This window comes from Aeromonas salmonicida subsp. salmonicida (assembly GCF_001643305.1).
Classification (GTDB): Bacteria; Pseudomonadota; Gammaproteobacteria; order Enterobacterales; family Aeromonadaceae; genus Aeromonas; species Aeromonas salmonicida.
In genome coordinates this window covers 1-14,543 of the sequence record NZ_LSGW01000053.1, presented here as the reverse complement: position 1 = coordinate 14,543, position 14,543 = coordinate 1, and the positions used below count along the sequence as shown (strand labels likewise).

Sequence of the window (14,543 nt, the reverse complement as noted above, 5' to 3'; positions counted from 1 at the left end):
AATGAGATCGCACAAACTGGACTGAGTTCCCTTCCTCCGGTTAGCTACTATTCGGAACAGCTATTTAGCGCCAGCCATACTTTTCCCGTAACGGAATGAATTCTTCGAGCAAGTTTGACACATGGTTAATACGAGCAGAGCTACCTGGCATCAGACTCACCCCAGGCTGGAACTTAGTGATCTTGAAATCAAGATTCTCTTTGGCCGCAGACAATGATCCGCCACACATCGGGCATTCTAATTGAACCCCAAATGGAGCCTGCTCAATATTTTCTTGCCACCAAACTTTTTTGCAAGTTCCCTTGCATTTATAAATCGGATGTTCATCTAAATCTGAGCTGGTGATGTGGTACTCGGTCGTTACCTCAATCATGGTTTTTCCTCGATTATCGGCCTACGGCCAGAAGGGTGATGTAAACCAAGCTGTGATAGCGGTCTTCTGCTCGTGATCCAGAACCCCCGCAGCGTCGATCATGTCGAACTGGTAATCGTTGCTTCCCAGCCAAACACCCGCTGCGAACCGGCACATAATCGCCTGTCCGTGAGATGCTGTGGCGAGATAACTATCGACCATGGGTAGGCTCAACTCGTGCTTTTCAAAGTCCCAAAGGAGTGAGAGATATGGGGCATTCTTCATCAGCCAGCTTTCAAAGCGATCTTGAGCTGGGGCACGAGACAGGATGTTTCTCTCTTCCATCTCCCGCCGAATGGCTAAGGCGGTCTCTTTGGCTGCTGGGCAGTCAGACAAAACAGTCTGAACCCAGTCCCAGCTCTTTCCTTGGGCGCACTCCAGATCTTCCAACGCGAGGCAGGCAGCCGCACAGGCAATGTCACTTCCGCCAAACCCATCCATAGCAAGACGGATCTCTTCTTTCAGAGCTTCCATATCCATCATTTTTCCTTAACTAACTCAGTCTGCCTTCATGCGCTCTTGCACGATAGCCAGTTCATAACCGCTAATTTTCCCTGCCCCTCTACGGTTGTCTGGGCGGGGGGGGGTTATCTCCTGACCCCGCAATACACCGCGCAGAAGCCATTCGTTCAGCTCGCCTACGTGGATGCCCAACACCTGGGCGGCCAGCTCTCGACTGTAACTCTGCTTGAGCAGGGCGCTATCCCTCAACTCGTCGTATGTACCGGCCTGCATCGCCAGCAGGACACGGCGGGCAAGTAACTCGGCAGCATCGCCGAAGCGCTGTTCGGTGAAGGTTACGCGCTGGCCCATGTGGGTGGCTAGCCAATGCCCTTTTGCGTTTCGGGCTAACCCGTTCATCACTTTCCCTCTAACGTACTGAACAATCCCCAACCATCCGGAAATTCCGGATAGTTGGACTTTTTTCCTCTACAAACTCAGTGAACCCAGTCTTCATAGAGCAGCCCCGCCACTCGGGAAAACTCGCGGGTATTGTTGGTTACCAGTACACAGCCAGCCGTCAGGGCGTGGGCGGCAATAGCAGCATCGTTATTGCCGATCGGAGTGCCCAAGGCTGCTAACTGCTGGCGCACTTCGAGCGTCTGATCGACCGTAGCAGCGTCCCATGGCAAGATCCCATCGAGACGACGAACAAATTCATCAATGGCTGGCCCCAGCTTCGGAGAAGCCTTCTTGCCGATCTGGCCATAACGCATTTCGGCGTAGGTGATTGCCGAGATCACAATCCGATTGCCGCTCGCCACCTCTGCGCCCAACCGTTCAAGAACTGACTGTGGCATTTCGCGCATGATGAAGGAACAAATGCAGGTATCGAGCATAAACGTCTTCACAGGGCGAACCGTCCTTCATCGCTGATCACATCGGTACGTTCTTGCAAGAAATCTGCATCCACCTTCTGGCATTCCGCCAGGGAAAACCAATCAGGGCGGGCCGGGCGCAACGTGATTGTGTCGCCATTTTTGATAATCTCAAGGTCATTAACCCCCTGAAACTCCATGTCTTTTGGCAGTCTCACCGCCTGATTTTTACCATTTTTAAAAATTGATACAGTACGCATAAACCCTCCTGCATATGTTTGACATATGCAATTTATAACCACCAGTGGCATATGTCAAGCATATGCCACTATAAAGCGACCTCAAATGCGGCCCTGATCACCTCTTCTCGCACATCCAGGTAGGGCCACACATGATCCGGTTCAGCATGACCAAGCAGCAGTTGCACCACCTCGATCTGTCCGGTATTTGCCAGCACCTTTGCAACCAGGGTTCGGCGGCCCGAGTGGCTGGAGCCGCCCTTGATACCCGCTTGCCGGTAGAGCCGACTCATCAGTTGCTGGAGTGCATCACAGCACCGATACTCGACCGGCCCACGACGTAGCTGGCGAACCTTGCGGGCCAGCTCGAAGGCTCGTCCCTTGTGGGTCAGCACCAGGCGTTCATCGGGGCGAAAGCCTCGGTACTCGGGATCGGATGACAGACCCCAGCCACGGGCGCGGCGGTAGTCGACCACGCCTCCACGGCGGCGATGGTCTTGGGGTGGGTTAGGTAGATGGTACGAGGGCGGCTGTGCTTCGTGATAGCGGCCCGCAGATAGACCTCATCGCGCATCTGGCCAGGTCGCGGATCTCGATGCTGGCCAGCTCTGTGACCCTGACACCGGTTGAATGGGTGAGCCAGAGCAACATCACATCACGGATGGGCTGGCGGCCTGTTATCGAGGCGACACGGATCACATGGCGAAGTTGCCCAGGGCGAAGGGCGGCGGCATGACTGGCGGCAGGCTTTGGATGGTAGTACATGGTGGCTCTCTCTGTTTAGTACCGGAATCCGGCAGGGTATCGAGAGAGTGGAGGGCGGGCCTCCTGGTGATCATACCAGCAGGGCCGCCCTGGTGTTCACGAAAAGTTCGGCGGGACAGGTGAGTGAAAGTTATCCACAAAATCGGTGCAAAAGTGACCCCATTAGCTGTGCATGAAAGAGGCATCAGGGAGGGAACTGCCGCGCTATCGCTTGCCTGCTGGCTTGTTCGTCGCAGCGAAAAGATGCCGCTCCTCAACGCCCAGCCGCTACTTGCTGCTATCTGGTCAGAATTGTGATCTCAATCAATTTAACCGTGCCGCTGGTACGGTATGGTGTTTATACACGGAGATACCCAGCTCGTAATAACAGGCATACCTGTTGTGCAAAAAGAAAACCCCCTGCGCTAACAGGGGGCAGCACGTAAACCCGTTCCAGGAGTAAACATGACCACTCACAGTAACAAAAAGCGGGGTATACGTCTAATGGACGTTCCTCACATGCCCGCCGAACAGGCCATCATATTGCTCATGCAAAAAGCGGCCTGGGTCAGGGAGGCAATGGCAAAACATTGTTATCGCCAGATATCACAGCACAGATAACGTGAAATAAAAAATAGGCGGGATACCCGCCTATTACATTTATTTTCTTATTAAGGTGAAAATGCTTTAACCGTCCCAGTGGTATGGTATAATTGTTTTGTGGTACGGGATTGGCCTGGACCCAAAAAACAGGATTGCCTGTATGTTCACTGAAAGAGAAAAACGGATTATCGCGCTGGCGCACAGCATTATTGCTCGCCGCTTCACTCGACTGGACTCACTGAACAGCCCCGAGATGGTGGTCGAGTATTTGAAAACCCGCTTCGCCACACTGGAACATGAAACCTTTGCCATGATCCTGTTGGACAATCAGCACCGCGTTATCAACGCCGTTGACCTTAGCCACGGCACGATTGATTCCGCCGCCGTGTATCCGCGCGAAGTCGTCAAAACCGCACTGAAACATAACGCCGCTGCCGTGATACTGGCTCACAATCATCCGTCCGGTGTCGCAGAGCCAAGCCGTGCAGATCGCCAAATCACCGAGCGACTGCAAGCCGCGCTGGATCTCGTTGATATTCGGGTGCTGGATCATATTGTGGTCGCCGGTGAAAACAGCATGTCATTTGCAGTGCGGGGATTAATTTAAACACTGCGCCGCCCCTGACGGGGCGGCTGGAGCCTTATCATGTCTGAACATAAAGCTATCTACGATGTCACTGGCCTGGATTGTTCTATCGAGGAATTCAAAATGCGGCCCTGTGTCCGACACCGCTATTCGCCTGAATTTGTGCTGCCTACGCCGGATGAAATCAAGTTTGTCCGTACTGCCTTGTTAGGCTGGCCACAAACCAAGCTAGGGGCGTTTTTGGGCTATCCCATCGATCCAAAAGGTTGCCCGACAGTCAGGCGCTGGGAGCGCCCTGTTGATACAAACAATCATCGCGCTATTGAATACAACGCCTGGCGGCGCATCTTGCTGGCGGCGGGCGTGATTGAGGGGGTGGAGGATCTACAGATCGCCGACCGATATCTCGAGTTTATTGGGTAAACGACCATGGTGACATTCGACTATCGGAGCGGCATTTTGGAAGCTGCTGATACCAAGACTGGCTATGAATGGTGTTGGTTTAAAGGGGACTCGGAGATAACGAGAAGTATTGAGGGGGAACTGGCCGGTTCGCTCAGTGTGCCCCCCGATGCGTCGGTTGTGGCCGTTAAAACGATCATTCGTGGTGACGCCAAGCGTTAGCATTACCTGGAAGGGTCAATACAGGCATCTGACCTGCCACTTGGCAGGCCAGAGAGAGTAAAGACTGGGCTTTGAGGCGGGGCATCTTTGCGCTGCGACGAACAAGCCAGCAGGCAAGCGCAGCGCGGCAGAAACCGGTTGTGGTTAACATTGGCTTCTAACATGTGTGCATGTTCTCTTGATGCGAACCTTATTGTATTCAGATACGAGACGCATGGCGCGGTCTCTTTGATTTAGGTAAATGAGCTCAATAATCATTAAAGGGATCAAACAGATGAAAAAGGCCGCTGTGCTCTGTTCTTTAACTTGTGTCAAGGGACCTGTGATAACCAAGAATAAATATAGTGCGCAGGTAAAGAGGAACGTTATAAAGCAACATAGCGACATCATCATTTGATAATTCACTGCTGCGAGATTGTGCCTATTATTCTTGATGTATTTAGCAAATTTAAATTTATTATATCTGAAGGCTTTTTTCATCTTGTTTTTGAAAGACAAGAATGCGCGAGAAACAATCCAGGCAAAGAATAATGGGAAGCCCATGTTAAACCACCAGGAAGGGCTACTGAAATTTATAGCTATTTCATTCATGCATAATATCTCCATGTCGGTTCAATACTGCGCTTTTTGAATCGCTAGATTAGCAGGATCGACATTGCAACTCGAATAGTCAAAAACGAACAAGGGGATGGGCATGACCGCAAGCGGTCGCGCTGTCATGCTGCGCATCGAGGCGGCGAACTGATGCCGTCTCGCCCCTTCGGGTTTCCATCGCTCATGCCTACGCCTCTGCGAGGCTGCGCGCTCCGCTTGCCGCACCAGTGGCCAGCTCCATCGCGATGTCTTGCCCCTCTAAGCCCTTCACCGCCAGTCAATCTACACGCCCGGTCGTTGTGACCAGTGTTCGCGCTGCCGCCCTCCTCACCCGTTCGCACTCTCTTCGTTCGCTTGCGCTGCGGCTTGCGGGGGCGCACTGGTCTCTCCTCCCTTGGCGCGTGTTGATTTCCCTCTTTGCGGCGAAGAACTCAGAGAGGCAAATCAAATCAAGCAACGCAGTAAAGAGCCACGGGCGCTGAACACCTAGAGCGCAGCTCAGAATCTAGAGACGCAAATGGGTTCAACCCCCAACACACCATCAGGAGAGGCAATCATGAGCGCAACTATCATCACCATGGAAGAGTTCAAAACAGCAGCACAACAAGCCGAGCTGGCCGCCCGGTTTGTCCGCCGCCCGGTGTCTGTGCAGGTGCTCTGGTCCGAGTCGGACGCATGGGCGGCAGATCAGCTCCTCAGTTTTGGCGAGTTTGAAGCCCAGGCGCTGGCCGTGGCCATGGCTCACGCCGCTGGCGGGTATCTCAAAACCAAAATCACGGTCACCTTTGATGATGGTAAAACCTACACGGCCCGCATTGACCTGGCTGCAGGCGATGAGCTCTGCTTTGCCCATCACTGCGCGGCCATGCTGCGCCATTACGAGACCGCCGAGGGCCGCGAATATTACGGCAGCATGGGGCCGGATGCGCTCGTATTGATCGAGTTTGTCCAGGGCGTGGATTTTGGCCGCGCCGGTCAGCTTATCGATGAGATGGAACAAACCGCCGCACTCGCCGTTACGCAGGCCAAAGAACAAGCCGCCGCACAGGCTGCCGCCAATGAGCAAGCCGCGAAGCAGGCGTTTAACGCTGACATTGAGCGTCTCGCCAGTGCCCAGGAATACGCCCATTTGACCCGGATTGGTCGGGCTGGCGCGAAAGATGTGGCCAAAAACATTCGCGCCGACCTGAAAAAGGCATGGCCTGCCGTGAAATTTTCCGTGCGCTGCGAGCGTGGCGGCTGGTCTTCGAGTGTGCGCGTGAGTTGGACGGATGGCCCCACCGTGGCAGAGGTTGACGCTCTGGTTAACCGTTACGAGGGCGGGCGTTTCAATGGCATGACCGATTGTTACGAGCACAATGCCAGCCCGTTTAACGAGGTGTTTGGTTACGTTGATTACCTTTTTACCTCCCGTGACCGCTCTCCCGCACTGGATACCCTGGCTAAGGCCGTGATCTTGCAGGAAACCGGTGTGGCGGTCACCGGAGATGAAAACCAGCTCATCGAGGGGGAATTTGCCCTGACCCTGATGCACCGCGCTTGCTATCGCATTGGCATCACTCACACCGGGTACCAGTTGGATGGTCAGCCATGGACACCTGCCAGCGAGTCGGAACAGCCAGACATGGCCCCCGTTACCCAGCTGCAGCCCGCCAGCATTGAGCCCAAGCCCACATTTCGTGCCCATCGCGTGGCCGATGGCTGGACGGTGTCGATCTCGCAGGGCGACCAGCTTCACCGCTTTGAGGGGCTCCAGGCGCACAGCTTTGCCGAGGCTTGCCGCGTGGCCTGGGCATTGCTGATGCAGACCACCCCACCGGATGATGATCCCGACGGTGGTCAACCGCTGCCGGTGGCGCCGGTCGCCGAGCCGGTCAATCAGACCATGCAGGGGGCCGAGGCCCCCACTCCTACCCGCGCCGCGCTGCTGGGTGACTATCAGGGCCGTGTCGAAGCAAAGCGCGAGCGCCTCGAGGGGCGAGCAGGAAAGGCCCAAGACGAAAGCGCTGGCCGTCATGCCGCCGTGCGTTCCATCCTCAGCTGGATTGTGCCGGGTCAGCCGATCCTGGTGGGCCACCATAGTGAATGGCGACACCGTCGCGATCTGGCCCGGGTCGATCATCAGATGGGGCAGGCGGTTGCATTGGCCAGGAAAGCCGAGCACCTGGCGCAACGCGCCGAGGCGGTCGGCCAGGGCGGGATCGCCAGCGATGATCCCGACGCGCTGGCGCAGCTGCAAGGCAAGTTGGCCAAGCGGGAGGCCAGGCAACAAGCTATGAAGGACGCCAACAGGGCAAAGCGCAGCACTTACCAGGCATGGCAGCTCAGCAACAACGGGGCGGAGATCCGCCGCTTGCGCCAGCGTATCGAGCAGCTAAGGGCGTTGCACAGCGCAGCACCGATCGAGCAGGCAGGGCTGGCGCATGTTCGAGGATGATGGGCGCATTCAGATCCATTTTGACGGCAAGCCCGCCGCAGCGTTGCGCCAGCTGTGCAAGGGGGCCGGGTTCGTCTGGTCGCCCAGCCGCTGTGCTTGGGTGCGCAAAGTGACCGCCCGAGCCGTCCGGGAGGCCCGTCGATTGGCTGGCGCATTGCCTGCAGAGGATTAACCCCTGTGCCTTTTCATCGGCCCCGGCTTGCTGGGGCTTTCCCCTATAGACAAGGCTGGGCGCTCGCGCCCGCTCTTTGTTGCTGCCGGGTGACTACCGTTGGTTCTGCCCCCTGGTGCCTCCTGGCACGTTGTGGGGATAACCGTTTCTGAATAGAAGTGCAAAGCCCTGCCCCGAAAACCCTGCTGCCCTCTGCCATCGTGCAATGCCCCGCATTGCGGGACGCAAACAGCCTTCAAGCGGCTTTCGCGGCATATCCTCGCCGCGAAAAGCATACGGCTGCGGTATTCCACGTCCGCTTGACCCGCTGCGATGCATTGCGTGTTGGCCTCGGGCAGCAGGGAATGGCAACCATCCCGGAGACCTCCTGCCGCCCTTCTATGACGAGGCCAATACCATGTCACGATTCATGTTGGGTGATAGTGTTCAGATCATGTCTACGTTTCCAGGTGCCGCAGTGGACTTCATTTTGACCGATCCGCCGTACCTGGTCGGATTTAAAGACCGCTCCGGGCGATCGATTGCCAATGACGTTAATGATGAATGGGTGCTGCCTGCCTTTACGCAGATGTATCGGGTGTTAAAGCCCCACTCGCTGGCGGTGAGTTTCTACGGCTGGAACCGGGTAGATACCTTTATGGCCGCCTGGAAGCAGGCCGGGTTTCGGGTTGTCGGTCATCTGGTGTTCACCAAGTCCTATGCGTCCAAAGCGGCCTTTATCGGCTATCGCCATGAATGCGCTTACTTGCTCGCCAAAGGCCGTCCCCAGGTGCCCGCGCAGCCGTTGCCGGATGTGATGCCCTGGGCCTACTCAGGTAATCGACACCATCCCACCGAGAAGCCGGTGAGCGCGTTGCAGCCCCTGATAGAGTCATTTACCCGTCCGGGTGACATTGTGCTCGACCCGTTCGCAGGCTCAGGCTCTACGTGCGTGGCGGCGGCCAAGTGTGGGCGGCGCTATATAGGGATCGAGTTGCTGCCGCATTATCACCAGGCAGGGTTAAATCGACTGAATCTGGCCAATGGACTGCGGGCCGCATAGGGGAGGGGAAGAAGATGCGAGAACTTGAAACACGGTTAGGCGACATGGCAAAGCAAGCCCTTGAACTGCTCAAGACCATGGAGGCGGTCAGAATGGAGGCCAACGAGGCAAGGTTGGCAGGGACAGGCGTCGAGCCCGTTGAGCGGTTGTTGCTCCACCTGATCATCGAGGAAGAGGGGGCCGTGCGGTCGGTAGCGAGAAATCTGGCAACCTGGCAGCACTTGACCCGTCATCAACCCGAGTCAGTCGAATGACATCGATTTACCCAAGCCTCAGCCTTCGGCTGCGGCTTGGCCGCCTTACAGGCGGTTAGGCTCCGGGGGCTGTTCCTTCAATATCACTTTTTAAGCCTGGTGCTTGCTCGATGGTGTGACTGGGTGAATCATCCTGGTCTGCTGGGTCTGCTGGGTCTGCTCTCCCCTTATCAATCAAATGCCGCTTTTGATGATTCAATTCTACAAAATGACTTGGACATGACCGCGAGCGGTCGCGCTGTCATGCTTCGCATCGAGTCAGCGAAAAGATGCTGTCTCGCCCCTTCGGGTTTCCATCGCTCATGCCTACGCCTCTGCGAGGCTGCGCGCTCCGCTTGCCGCACCCATGGCCAGCTTCATCGCTCTGCCTTGCCCCTCTAAGCCCTTCACCGCCAGGCAAATTAACACGCCGGTCGCCGCTGCCAGTGTTCGCTTCGCCATCTCCTCACCCGTTCGCACTCTCTTCGTTCGCTTGCGCTGCGGCTTGCGGGGATGCACAGGCATCGTCTCCCTTGTCGCGTGTTGTTTCCCTTTCTTGCGGCGAAGAACTCAGAGAGGCAAATCAAATCAAGCAACGCAGTAAAGAGCCACGGGCGCTGAAAACCTAGAGCGCAGCTCAGAATCTAGAAAGGCAAATTTCACAAAGAAAAGGAATAACCATGAACAGCATCGAGCAAATTAATAGTGAAAATGGAATGGCGAGCCAATGGGGTTTATTGCGTGAAACTAGCCCTAGTTTTGGGGCTCGGCTGGTTCAAGAGCGGTATCGCTTGCATTTCCTATCAGATAGAGCCGGATTCATCGGGGAATGGACCGACCACCAAAAAGCTAAATTAGAGGCGGTCTTTCCAGCAATAGTAAAAGAGCTTGAGGGCGGATTGTTATCCGGTGAATTGGATCCCCGCTGTCAAAAAGTTATTCGCATAGAACAGGGCGGATTCATATGCGAGGCAGATACACTCGGAAGTTTTGGTTATGTCTATATCAATATATCAAGCCAATATTGATTAACACGAAAACGCCACACACATATTCAGATTCAACGTAGAGGTAAACCATGAACGAATACGACATTCAATCACTCATTTATATCTGCATTAGTATTGATAATAACGTGCGCATGTTACGCGGTAAGCAAATTGCGGGGATCATTCACCAAGGCGGTTACGAAATGTGTGATGGTTGCCCGGGCGGTATGGTTGAAACAACCTATTGGGCAATGAATGATGCGTTTCCCATCCTCAAGGAATTAGCAGAAAAGACCCATATCGAAATGGTTGGCACACCGTGGCTTTATGAGGTGTGCGAGGAGTATGGAACCGCCATTATTGATTATGTCAAAGAGTCTGGCAGATGGCCGACAAATGAAGAATTAATTGTGCTCGCAGGTAAGGCGATTGCGGCGGCGCAGTGGCATTAAAATTCAGGCAACAAAAACCATCAATGTATAACGGTCTGGGAGTGGCCCAGACCTAACAAGGGGTGATGTATGGATGCTTTAATTGCTGGTCTGGTTATTGATTCTAAACGTATGGACATGATGCCTAAATACTTCGGACGCTGGATGATGAAAACTGAAGGTAACATTTATGGCTGGATGAAAGAAATCTGCGCATCGTACAGCGGCGGTTATTGGGATATGTGGGAGGTATCGAATGGTGCATTCTTTATGGTTCCCCCTTTGAAAAAAGAAGGTTACACACTATCAATTAATGGTAATGGTTTTGAGGGAGTGTTGACTGCCCACGCTACCGGTGTTGTGGCTTGTCTTTTTGCATACTATTACATGTGGGAAATGACAGACGATGATCTCTTTGTAAGACTCTATCACGCACTTCGTGAATATGCATTGACGTTAGAAGAGCATAGTTTGATTTTTAGCGCATTAGATTAATCAGGTTTGCTTCCCTTGCTGTTATTTGGCCCCTGATGTTTGGGGCCTTTTTTGATCTCGTCATACGTGAGCTTGACCCGTTCGGCGTACCATTTACGTTTTTCTGCCTGCTTGGCTGATGTGGAAAATCCAGCATAGTAAGCCCCTACCGCGTCCCAATTATACCCCATCCGTTTAATGGCGTGTGCCATGTAATAGGCTCCCGTGTAGATATTCAAACAAGGATCATTGTATAGACCCATTGGCGTGATCCCGAATTGTGCCAATTTGGCGAAGTGCTGGGAATGAATTTGCATTAATCCAACGGCATATTTTTTATCAGAGACGACATTCAAGGCGCGGGGGTTAAAACTGGATTCACGAAAGGCTGTTGCGCGTAGTAAATCAGGATCAATACGGTAAGCCTGCCCCGCCATATCGAAACAATCGGCAGCCATGACGGCGGGACTTAGCAACATGACCAGCGGCAACCATCTATTCATCGCATCCCCCTTAAACAAGGCAACCATTTTGCCAGTAAATGAGATGGCTAGCAAATGAACAATAGGTATTTTCCCCTTTATCACCGGAATGGGTAACGAGCAAATTGCACGGCGAACTGATGCCGAAAAATTCCCTCGTCACCCTCTGCGGCCATATACCGAGTCAACCAAAGCAAGATATTTATAGATAGCCTACTCCTCAACCATAAGACTCCACACCCCTCGCAAATCTGCGATTTGCAGATTACCGCTTTAAAATCAGCGTCATAGTCAGAAATCGAAGGTGTTGCAATCTGTTCGGCATAAAAATAAGACTCTAAGGCGACTCGTTAGCGAGTCGCACTTAGAGTGCAGTCTAGAGTTTAACTAGAGTCATGCAGCATAAACACTGGGGATCACAGACGAAGGACTCTAAAAGGAGTCCGCTTTGTTTCGTCTAGTAGAGTCGTTGTTTTTTGATGATTTTGGAGACGAAAGCCCTTGGTGGACTACAACTAGAGTCCCACATACAATGACGGTTAATAACAAACCAAGGAGCTATAACATGCCAAGAGTTCAGGTATATCTTAAGCACAATTGCATTGATGAGATACATGAGTTAGTTGAGGAGGATATTCAGGCTGGCGCAAACCCGGCAGAGGTCAGTTTTTCCAGTAAAGCCTGTATGTTATTGGAGCTGGGACTGCGAGTTTACAATCTTCGGCGCTCTGAGCATGCAGGAAGTGGCCATGACGACTTTGACCGGGTATTATTGCAAACTTGCCTGGAGTCCATGTTTCTCAGCCAGCACCTGACAGCCAAGCTTGGTAATATGGAAAAAGGTGAAAAAGAGTTGTTGCGAGTATCTATTGATAGGAAGGTGGCAGAAAAGATGGAGCCCTTCTTTCCTGCTACTGACGATGAGCAGGACTGACAAAAAAAGAAACCGGCCCATGGCCGGTTTCTTTTTTACTCCCCCTTGGTCAATTCCTTGATGATCTCCCTTTCCAGCTTATCCAGTTTGTCGTGGAGTTCATGGGTAAATTTGGCTTTGGCCACTTCTCCGATTTCTGCCAACTTACGCAATTGTCGCTCACTTAACTCCGCGTCTTTATTGAGTTGATTGATATCGTTGTGGAGTCGCTTGTCGTCGCGATTGACCGCATGCTGTTTATCATCAGGCAGTTTGATATCCGGGTGTTCTTTTTCCCTGGCCACTGTTTTTATCAGCTCGTCCTGGCGTTTGGATTCTTTGGTGGTCATATCTTGTGGCAGTGGTAACTCACGCTCTGACTCTTTTTGCAGGTGCTGCGCATCCGTGTCCGACACAACCAATTTACCCCCGGTCATCCGATTGACATTAAATGGTGGTGGTGCGCCGTTAATGCTGACCAATATTCCACTTTGTGGATGCTTGGCTGCCATGATAATTCCATCAACCAAACTGGTGGCGATACGGGTTTCGCCATTACTGGCACGCTGGAGTCCGATAAACTCGGCTCGTTCATTTGCCACCAGTCGATATTCACTGTCCAGGGTAGGGCCTTTATTTTGGTGATGGCTTTGCAGCTCCACCATGGCAGCCCCTGCCGGTTTACCATTATTATCCCACACCGGAAAGGCAGCGTGCGGGGTCGGGTATTTTTTGCCTGGTGCAATGTATTTTCCCATATGCTGCTGCTCATCGAGTTGATGGGTCTTCAGCACATGCCGTCCTAATGCGGTAGAGCGCATCGTCGAGGCGGTACCCAATAACATATCTGCGACCTTTTGCCCTTTAATCTGGTCTCCTTCGAGCGCATCGTGGGCGGTACTAACCTGGCTCTTGAGGTTTTTATTGAGCAAGTTAATCCAGCCTTCCTTATCATCGGTATAGGTCTGCATATGTTCTTTGGCACGTGAGGCGGGGACATACGCAGACGACAGGGTAATCAAGTTTCTATTTACGACTTTGATCGCCTGTAATTCGATGGCGTAAGTACTGCTCGCCCCTTGCGCACCATAGGCGGTAATGGCATATCCCAAATCAATGTGCTGGTCTTCTTTAAATTGGTCGGGGCGAACGGTTTTCTCGTTATTGCCATCGTGCAGCACTATCGCGCCATTATCCTCGATGCGTTTTACCTGCCACTGGCTATTGGCTACATGGCCGTGTTCATTGACGGTGCGGGTGAAGCGGATCTTATCGCCTTCACTGACCTTTATTTCCCTCGGTTGATAGATAGCGAGATCATGGGCGGTGTTTTCGATATTGGAGATGAGTCGCACCTTGCCCTCATTATCCTTGATGGTCATTGTCCCGGCCTGGGGGTCGATACCACTGATGGTGTAATAGTGCTGGTTAAGCACGGCCACTTTACCAAGGAGCGCATTTTTCTGTACCTGCTCACTGCTACGCAGGCTATTTTCTTCAATGCGCACCGGATCAAGAATGGTCAGGCTGGTCTGGCGTGGACCTAATTCCCCTTTATCAAACAGTGCCTGGTGTATTGCGGCGTTAATACCGTGGCGCACCTCATTGAGATGCACGATCACCATGGTGTTATCCCGTGTAAGACGGGTGCGGCTGACATAATCTTTGACCACCAGTTCGGCGGGGTTCTTTGCCTCAATCACCGAGCGATCCGGTGTCCAGGCATCCGGTTTGTTTGCCGGGTCTCGGGGTACCACAGCCGGTTGCACCGCTTCGCGCTGTGCCAGTGACTGGGTGAGGTTGCCATCTATCAAGCTGTAGATCGCCGGTTTGAGCTCCGGGCGCTGGCGGACAATCTCTTTCATGACAGCCACATCGACCGCGCTGCGCTCTTGCATCAGTTGGAACGGGGCACCTGACGAGATGGCTTTGAGCTGCGCGGTATCACCGCTGCTGACCACCCTTGCGCCACTGGCGGCCACCCGCTGGTAAAACTCCGCCATGTCGCGGTTGCCAATCATCGAGCTTTCATCCACCAGGAACAGGGTGCGGCTGTGGTCCTGCTGCTCCCCTGCCATGGCCTGCAGGCGACTCTCCGAGAGAAACGAGGCCAGCGTCTGTGCCTTGACCCCGGTGGACTGCATTTCATGGACGGCCCGGTGGGTGGGGCCAATCCCGACCACGGTCGGGCGCTGTTCCGGGGGCAGGGTGTCGAGTGCACTCAGCACAGCCTTGAACTGGGTGGTTTT

The 14,543-nt window shown here is 53.6% G+C and carries 17 protein-coding genes; 9 read left to right on the top strand and 8 right to left on the bottom strand.

Features of this window, described 5'->3' with window-relative positions; all coding sequences use genetic code 11:
- Positions 1–64 precede the first annotated feature (64 nt).
- The 6 genes from AXW79_RS08535 to AXW79_RS08510 form a co-directional block, all read right to left on the bottom strand.
- Positions 65–373, bottom strand: a complete 309-nt coding sequence (locus AXW79_RS08535; RefSeq protein ID WP_005320974.1) for a hypothetical protein — start codon at positions 371–373, stop codon at positions 65–67.
- 21 nt (positions 374–394) lie between these two features.
- The gene (locus AXW79_RS08530) at positions 395–892 is read right to left on the bottom strand and encodes a hypothetical protein (RefSeq protein ID WP_017413137.1); all 498 of its coding nucleotides are present in this window, start codon (positions 890–892) and stop codon (positions 395–397) included.
- Positions 893–910: 18 nt separating this feature from the next.
- The gene (locus tag AXW79_RS08525) at positions 911–1,225 is read right to left on the bottom strand and encodes a hypothetical protein (protein ID WP_225854525.1); all 315 of its coding nucleotides are present in this window, start codon (positions 1,223–1,225) and stop codon (positions 911–913) included.
- A 125-nt stretch (positions 1,226–1,350) separates the two neighbouring features.
- Positions 1,351–1,764, bottom strand: a complete 414-nt coding sequence (locus tag AXW79_RS08520) for a PIN domain-containing protein (RefSeq protein WP_005320982.1) — start codon at positions 1,762–1,764, stop codon at positions 1,351–1,353.
- Positions 1,761–1,991 carry a type II toxin-antitoxin system VapB family antitoxin gene (vapB, locus tag AXW79_RS08515; protein ID WP_005320985.1) on the bottom strand — a complete coding sequence of 77 codons (231 nt, stop codon included), beginning with the start codon at positions 1,989–1,991 and terminating at the stop codon, positions 1,761–1,763. Before vapB ends, AXW79_RS08520 begins: the two co-directional genes overlap by 4 nt.
- Before the next feature lie 68 nt (positions 1,992–2,059).
- Positions 2,060–2,446 (bottom strand): site-specific integrase, encoded by a 387-nt coding sequence (locus AXW79_RS08510; protein ID WP_005320988.1) that lies wholly within the window; start codon positions 2,444–2,446, stop codon positions 2,060–2,062.
- 1,031 nt (positions 2,447–3,477) lie between these two features.
- Here AXW79_RS08510 and radC point away from each other — a divergent pair.
- The 8 genes from radC to AXW79_RS08455 all read left to right on the top strand — a co-directional run bounded on the left by radC (position 3,478) and on the right by AXW79_RS08455 (position 10,920).
- Positions 3,478–3,924: a RadC family protein gene (radC, locus tag AXW79_RS08505; RefSeq protein WP_043145058.1), complete on the top strand. Its 447-nt coding sequence runs from the start codon at positions 3,478–3,480 to the stop codon at positions 3,922–3,924.
- Positions 3,925–3,963: 39 nt separating this feature from the next.
- Positions 3,964–4,326: a helix-turn-helix domain-containing protein gene (locus AXW79_RS08500; protein ID WP_005321010.1), complete on the top strand. Its 363-nt coding sequence runs from the start codon at positions 3,964–3,966 to the stop codon at positions 4,324–4,326.
- A gap of 1,351 nt (positions 4,327–5,677) precedes the next feature.
- Positions 5,678–7,558: a DUF3560 domain-containing protein gene (locus AXW79_RS08490; protein ID WP_005321027.1), complete on the top strand. Its 1,881-nt coding sequence runs from the start codon at positions 5,678–5,680 to the stop codon at positions 7,556–7,558.
- A gap of 569 nt (positions 7,559–8,127) precedes the next feature.
- Positions 8,128–8,772 carry a DNA methylase gene (locus AXW79_RS08480; protein ID WP_011899462.1) on the top strand — a complete coding sequence of 215 codons (645 nt, stop codon included), beginning with the start codon at positions 8,128–8,130 and terminating at the stop codon, positions 8,770–8,772.
- A gap of 44 nt (positions 8,773–8,816) precedes the next feature.
- Positions 8,817–9,026 carry a hypothetical protein gene (locus AXW79_RS08475; RefSeq protein ID WP_227534484.1) on the top strand — a complete coding sequence of 70 codons (210 nt, stop codon included), beginning with the start codon at positions 8,817–8,819 and terminating at the stop codon, positions 9,024–9,026.
- 659 nt (positions 9,027–9,685) lie between these two features.
- Positions 9,686–10,033 carry a type IV toxin-antitoxin system YeeU family antitoxin gene (locus AXW79_RS08465; RefSeq protein ID WP_005321055.1) on the top strand — a complete coding sequence of 116 codons (348 nt, stop codon included), beginning with the start codon at positions 9,686–9,688 and terminating at the stop codon, positions 10,031–10,033.
- 50 nt (positions 10,034–10,083) lie between these two features.
- Entirely contained in the window at positions 10,084–10,446 is a 363-nt protein-coding gene (locus AXW79_RS08460) for a hypothetical protein (RefSeq protein WP_005321056.1), read from the top strand.
- A 69-nt stretch (positions 10,447–10,515) separates the two neighbouring features.
- The gene (locus AXW79_RS08455) at positions 10,516–10,920 is read left to right on the top strand and encodes an antirestriction protein (RefSeq protein WP_005321058.1); all 405 of its coding nucleotides are present in this window, start codon (positions 10,516–10,518) and stop codon (positions 10,918–10,920) included.
- Here AXW79_RS08455 and AXW79_RS08450 read toward each other — a convergent pair.
- A complete protein-coding gene (locus tag AXW79_RS08450) occupies positions 10,917–11,402 on the bottom strand; it encodes a transglycosylase SLT domain-containing protein (RefSeq protein ID WP_043151232.1) in 486 nt (161 codons plus the stop codon). The genes AXW79_RS08455 and AXW79_RS08450 overlap by 4 nt on opposite strands.
- Positions 11,403–11,946: 544 nt before the next feature.
- Between AXW79_RS08450 and traM the strand changes: the two genes are divergently transcribed.
- Positions 11,947–12,315 carry a conjugal transfer relaxosome DNA-binding protein TraM gene (traM, locus tag AXW79_RS08445; protein WP_005321074.1) on the top strand — a complete coding sequence of 123 codons (369 nt, stop codon included), beginning with the start codon at positions 11,947–11,949 and terminating at the stop codon, positions 12,313–12,315.
- A gap of 35 nt (positions 12,316–12,350) precedes the next feature.
- On the opposite strand, the gene AXW79_RS08440 is transcribed toward traM, so the two are convergent.
- Positions 12,351–14,543, bottom strand: a 2,193-nt coding sequence (locus tag AXW79_RS08440) for a conjugative transfer relaxase/helicase TraI domain-containing protein (protein ID WP_043151229.1), incomplete at its 5' end; no start/stop codon positions are given.

Coding starts and splice junctions, on each gene's coding strand:
- AXW79_RS08535 (WP_005320974.1), bottom strand. CDS start 373: ATGATTGAGGTAACGACCGAGTACCACATCACCAGCTCAGATTTAGAT.
- AXW79_RS08530 (WP_017413137.1), bottom strand. CDS start 892: ATGGATATGGAAGCTCTGAAAGAAGAGATCCGTCTTGCTATGGATGGG.
- AXW79_RS08525 (WP_225854525.1), bottom strand. CDS start 1,225: ATGGGCCAGCGCGTAACCTTCACCGAACAGCGCTTCGGCGATGCTGCC.
- vapB (WP_005320985.1), bottom strand. CDS start 1,991: ATGCGTACTGTATCAATTTTTAAAAATGGTAAAAATCAGGCGGTGAGA.
- radC (WP_043145058.1), top strand. CDS start 3,478: ATGTTCACTGAAAGAGAAAAACGGATTATCGCGCTGGCGCACAGCATT.
- AXW79_RS08500 (WP_005321010.1), top strand. CDS start 3,964: ATGTCTGAACATAAAGCTATCTACGATGTCACTGGCCTGGATTGTTCT.
- AXW79_RS08490 (WP_005321027.1), top strand. CDS start 5,678: ATGAGCGCAACTATCATCACCATGGAAGAGTTCAAAACAGCAGCACAA.
- AXW79_RS08480 (WP_011899462.1), top strand. CDS start 8,128: ATGTCACGATTCATGTTGGGTGATAGTGTTCAGATCATGTCTACGTTT.
- AXW79_RS08475 (WP_227534484.1), top strand. CDS start 8,817: ATGGCAAAGCAAGCCCTTGAACTGCTCAAGACCATGGAGGCGGTCAGA.
- AXW79_RS08465 (WP_005321055.1), top strand. CDS start 9,686: ATGAACAGCATCGAGCAAATTAATAGTGAAAATGGAATGGCGAGCCAA.
- AXW79_RS08460 (WP_005321056.1), top strand. CDS start 10,084: ATGAACGAATACGACATTCAATCACTCATTTATATCTGCATTAGTATT.
- AXW79_RS08455 (WP_005321058.1), top strand. CDS start 10,516: ATGGATGCTTTAATTGCTGGTCTGGTTATTGATTCTAAACGTATGGAC.
- AXW79_RS08450 (WP_043151232.1), bottom strand. CDS start 11,402: ATGAATAGATGGTTGCCGCTGGTCATGTTGCTAAGTCCCGCCGTCATG.
- traM (WP_005321074.1), top strand. CDS start 11,947: ATGCCAAGAGTTCAGGTATATCTTAAGCACAATTGCATTGATGAGATA.